The following is a 1,076-nucleotide window of genomic DNA, read 5'->3' on the forward strand; positions in this document are numbered from 1 at the left end:
ACCACCCAGGTGTCGGACCTCAGCACCACGGTGCTGAACGCCCTGCAGACCACCGACGTGGCGGCGCTGACCACCACCGAGGTGCGCGCCCTGACCACCGCCCAGATCAGCGAACTGACCACCACCCAGGTCAATGCGCTCGAGACCACCGACGTGGCGGCGCTGACCACCACCCAGATCGATGGCCTGACCACCACCCAGGCGACTGGCCTGACCACCACCCAGCTGGGGGCCCTGACCACCACCCAGGTGGCCTCCCTGACCGCCACCCAGGTGGATGCGCTCTCCACCACCAACATCGCGGCCCTGTCCACCGATCAGGTGGGAGCCCTGACCACCACCCAGGTCTCCAGCCTGGCCACCACCACCCTGAACGCCCTGCAGACCACCGACGTGGCGGTGTTGTCCACCACCCAGGTACGTTCGCTGACCACCACCCAGGTCGGCGCCCTGACCACCACCCAGGTCAACGCCCTGGAGACCACCGACATCGCCGCCCTGACCACCACCCAGGTGAGCGGCATCACCAGCACCCAGACCGGGGCGCTGACCACCACAGCCCTGTCCGGCATCACCTCCACCGAGGTGGCGGTGCTCTCCACCACCCAGATCAATGCGCTGTCGACCACCAACGCGGCGGCGCTCTCCACCACCCAGATCGACGGGTTGACCGCCACCCAGGTATCGGGCCTCAGCACCACCACGCTGAACGCGCTGTCCACCACCAGTGTGGCCAGCCTCTCCTCGACCCAGGCGGCCGGCATCACCTCCACCCAGTCGGCGGCCCTGACCACCACCCAGCTGGGCGCCATCGAAACCACCGATCTGCGCAGCCTGACCGCCACGGTGCTCAACGCACTCTCCACCACCAACGTGGCGGCGCTGTCCACCGACCAGGTGGACAGCCTGACAACCACCCAGGTCAGCGGCCTCAGCACCACCCAGCTCAATGCCCTGCAGACCACCGACGTGGCGGCCCTGAACACCACCCAGGTGCGCTCGCTGACCACCGCTCAGATCAGTGAACTGACCACCACCCAGGTCAACGCCCTGGAGACCACCGACATCGCCGCCCT

The 1,076-nt window shown here is 68.3% G+C and carries 1 pseudogene; it reads left to right on the plus strand.

Annotated features, from left to right (window positions below):
- A pseudogene (locus H261_RS25635) lies at window positions 1–1,076 on the plus strand (beta strand repeat-containing protein); the annotation flags it as partial.

Origin of the sequence: Paramagnetospirillum caucaseum (genome assembly GCF_000342045.1) — a bacterium.
In the GTDB taxonomy this organism is placed as follows: domain Bacteria; phylum Pseudomonadota; class Alphaproteobacteria; order Rhodospirillales; family Magnetospirillaceae; genus Phaeospirillum; species Phaeospirillum caucaseum.